Here is a 3,221-nt window from a genome sequence, read left to right as displayed (position 1 = left end):
ACAGACACACAACCAGCAACTTTTGACCAGGTCCTGGCCGACTTGATCAGTGGCCAAATTGAGCAGCGCCACACAAACGAACTTCGGGCAATTCTCTCGACTGGCAATGAGATCACCATGCACGGAACATTTACCGTGGGGCGCGACTTCATCATCTACAAAACCGCAAAGGATAATAGCGGCAAATGGGCAATGACGCCCTTTGCTCACATAGTGCAGTTGGTAATTTGACACAGAAACTCCCTCGCCTGCCCCCTTGCGACCACGTACCGATAAATTGTGGTACGGTTGTCCTGTTGCCATGCGGCGACCGGACAATCCGATCTCTCCCAAACCGCACGGACCGCGAGGCCTTAAATGGAACTTGCGCGTCTCATTGCCAGAAATGCCGTACTGACAATGGCAATCCTGCATTCACAGCGCTCCATCAAGGAGGGATGCGCCATGTCCAGTCGTCTCGTTTTCTCGCTTCTCATCGTCTCCATGAGCATCGTGATGGTCTGGGCCTTCAGACCCGCCCCGACGGCCCTTACGGGCTATAGCGCGTCACCGAAAGCAGCCCAGGCCGATCAAACAGATAGCATACCCCGTTGATGTGATCGAAGTGATCCGTCAAGCCAGCACCCGGACGGCATCCTGGATTGCTTTGCGGTTGGACGCGGCGAGAACGATCACGCGTGTAGACATTGCCTGCAAACGGCACCGGGCCAGCCGAGTAGGAGACGCATCCTGCTTCCTATCTGATGCGCAGGACATTGCTTCCTTCAGCGTGACCTATCTCAAGTTTTTTGGCGAGACGTCATAGCCACATTTATCTGGGCGCGGTTGTTCGACGGCCATTGCGTATGGCGGTCAAATAGCACATGCTCTGAAGCTTCAGCAGCCATTTTCAGGGCGCTGCTGCTTCGGGGCGTTAATGTCCTGGCCCCAACGAAAGGAGGACTGCGTGTCTTCCGACCTTCACCTCGACACTACCGCACGTAATCTCGTCAGGGTCAGCGGGACTGTATACCGCGAACACGGCCGGACTCAGCGAATTAGTATGGGTGAACCTGCGGTCGCGCTCCGCATCAGGCGTCTCAGATCGACAGCACGGGACCCGAGGCCTTCCTGCCTTCGTGGTGCAACGTTTCGTCCTTGCTGAGTGGGCCTGAAAGCAGGGTTATGCCGCAGCATTGAAGTGCTGCAACCCACAATCAACCGAAAACCCAGGAGTGTCCGATGGCCAAAGGCCAAGTAAGAAGCAATCGCGAAGTTCGAAAGCCGAAAAAAGACAAGACCGTGGCACCGACCGCCGTCGTGCAAGGCACTCAGGTCAAGTTCGCCAACAGCGGGCTCAGCCTCGGCAAGAAGCAGAAATAGCTCAATGGGAGCGGAGGCGGTGGCGCACCGCCTTGAAGAAAGCCAGCCAGCTTTCCGACTGCCGAGTGCCCTTGTGCCATTTGCTCTGCTATGGGCAGGGACGTGGGCCGCCATGCACTTCGGCCACTGGCTCAGCATAGTCCTTATCGCCCCTGCGGCGGGATTTCGCTTGCGCTTGTTCATGCTTCAAGATGACTGCGGTCACAGTTCCTTCTTCGGCCGGCGCAGCTTGAATGACTGGAAGGGCCGGGCGATCGGCGTGCTGACATTGACACCCTACGACTGGCGCTGCGCCCACGTCGAACACCACGCCGCGGCAGACAATCTGGACGAGCGTGGTGTCGGCGACATCACGACGCCCGCCGTCGCCGAATGCGAAATTCTCACGCGAAGAGGACGGCTCATTAGCCGCATCAGTCCCGCCTGGCTATTTCTTTCAAACAGATGCGGCCGTTCGGAGTGGTTCGCTTCGGCGCCCTGTCATGGATTTCCACTATGGTAACGAATGTCGCCGTTTAAGCGCGCGGATGACCGGAGATAGGTTCAATGCCATATCTAGTGGTCATTGCCGCCTCCATCACAGGATAGATTGAAGGTAGACAATGAAAAGCTTGGACGAAAAAATTCTTGTTCTTCTGGGTGCCTTCCACAGTGTTCGATATGGGGTGTCGCCATCCGTCTCACGCGGGGCGGCCGAGAATCATTCCAAAAAACATGGGCTCGCTGGAAACAGCGAGACGCTCGAAGCTGCCATTGGCGCTGGACTTGTCGGTCTTTCGTCTGACTCTTCTCTTTCAATTAGGGCCACGGGGCGAGCGAGGCTGGGCAAACGCTAGCCAAAGCATGCATTATGGCGCGCCGGATAAGAGGGCGACACTACCAAGAGCCGGCAGCCACCCGCAACTTATAGACAGGTGTACGAACACGGCCCCCCGATCCAGTGAGGAGTTGATCGTGGATTCGAGTCAGAGCTCCTGAACGAATTCAGTCGCGTGCATGAATCGCACCTGCCAGCCGTTCCCCATCAGGGTGGTGCGATCGAGGGACCGAAATAGCCTTTCGCCGCCGAGCGGGCCACACCTCTTCGAAAGCGACGTTGCAGGGGAGGACGCAGCCGGATGGCGCGCGTCGATGCCAATTCGACGTGCTACGCCAACAATATCCATCGGAAAGATTGGTACGGCGGTAAGATGCTCTGCTCGAGGCTCGATGATAAGCACCAAACCGAACCAATCAACTGCGCTGGCTACAGCTTCGGCGAGCTTCAAATCAGCTACCGTGCCCGCCCTCTCGGCATGCGCCCGCATCTCGAGTAGTCGCTCTTGCCGCAGCTCAGAAACGTTCGCGGCCAATTCCCGCTGTGGCCAGCGCGGTCATATTGATGTTGCGCCCAGCAGATTTATGGAGGACACGCGCCGCCCTGTACCTAGAAGGTCCAATGGCTGTCGAGGTCGGGGATTTATGGGGCTACATCAGGAAGAGCTGGCGTTCATCTGCGTTTTTCCGGGTGTGCTTCGAAGCCCACCCCCCCCTGCGTTGCTCCCGGATCGTCCTTACGAAGAACTCGCTGGCCTTCGAAGCAAAGGTCAGCATCCACCGTTCAGTTTGTCTCGAAGCGTTCAAGCATTTCTTGAAGCAGCAGGTTTTCCTGCCGAAGCCGTTGCGCGAGCAGCGCTTTCAGACGGCGGTTCTCTTTTTCGAGTGCGGCAAGGTCGTCAATTGCTTGGGGAGTAGCGATATCCGTCCGACTGCCAATAGGACGACCACGGCGCGCCGAGCCCTGGCGCTTCAGCTTCGTTTTTTGCGGGATAGCCTTCGGGCGATCCACTTCCAAGGGCGGGATCAGAGAAGGACCGGAA

At 57.4% G+C, this 3,221-nt stretch carries 3 protein-coding genes and 2 pseudogenes; 3 read left to right on the top strand and 2 right to left on the bottom strand.

Annotation, left to right across the window (positions count from 1 at the left end):
- Positions 1 to 33: 33 nt before the first annotated feature.
- The 3 genes and pseudogenes from I8N66_RS20885 to I8N66_RS20875 all read left to right on the top strand — a co-directional run.
- Entirely contained in the window at positions 34 to 231 is a 198-nt protein-coding gene (locus I8N66_RS20885; protein ID WP_365887621.1) for a hypothetical protein, read from the top strand.
- Positions 232 to 1,221: 990 nt separating this feature from the next.
- Positions 1,222 to 1,362: a hypothetical protein gene (locus I8N66_RS20880; RefSeq protein WP_291157218.1), complete on the top strand. Its 141-nt coding sequence runs from the start codon at positions 1,222 to 1,224 to the stop codon at positions 1,360 to 1,362.
- A 70-nt stretch (positions 1,363 to 1,432) separates the two neighbouring features.
- Positions 1,433 to 1,878 (top strand): annotated as a pseudogene (locus tag I8N66_RS20875) (fatty acid desaturase); the annotation flags it as partial.
- A gap of 449 nt (positions 1,879 to 2,327) precedes the next feature.
- Here the strand turns inward: I8N66_RS20875 and I8N66_RS20870 are convergent.
- Together I8N66_RS20870 and I8N66_RS20865 are read right to left on the bottom strand one after the other, a co-directional pair.
- Complete coding sequence (locus I8N66_RS20870; protein ID WP_291157216.1) at positions 2,328 to 2,630, bottom strand: hypothetical protein; 303 nt, start codon at positions 2,628 to 2,630, stop codon at positions 2,328 to 2,330.
- Between the two features lie 332 nt (positions 2,631 to 2,962).
- A pseudogene (locus I8N66_RS20865) lies at positions 2,963 to 3,221 on the bottom strand (hypothetical protein); the annotation flags it as partial.

This window comes from Ensifer sp. SSB1 (genome assembly GCF_016652895.1).
Taxonomy (GTDB): domain Bacteria; phylum Pseudomonadota; class Alphaproteobacteria; order Rhizobiales; family Rhizobiaceae; genus Ensifer.
Note: the sequence above shows the minus strand (reverse complement) of the source record. Positions and strands in the feature narration are given on the sequence as shown.

What these genes read in the sequence shown, in the direction of transcription:
- I8N66_RS20880 (WP_291157218.1), top strand. Translation starts at nt 1,222, where the DNA reads ATGGCCAAAGGCCAAGTAAGAAGCAATCGCGAAGTTCGAAAGCCGAAA.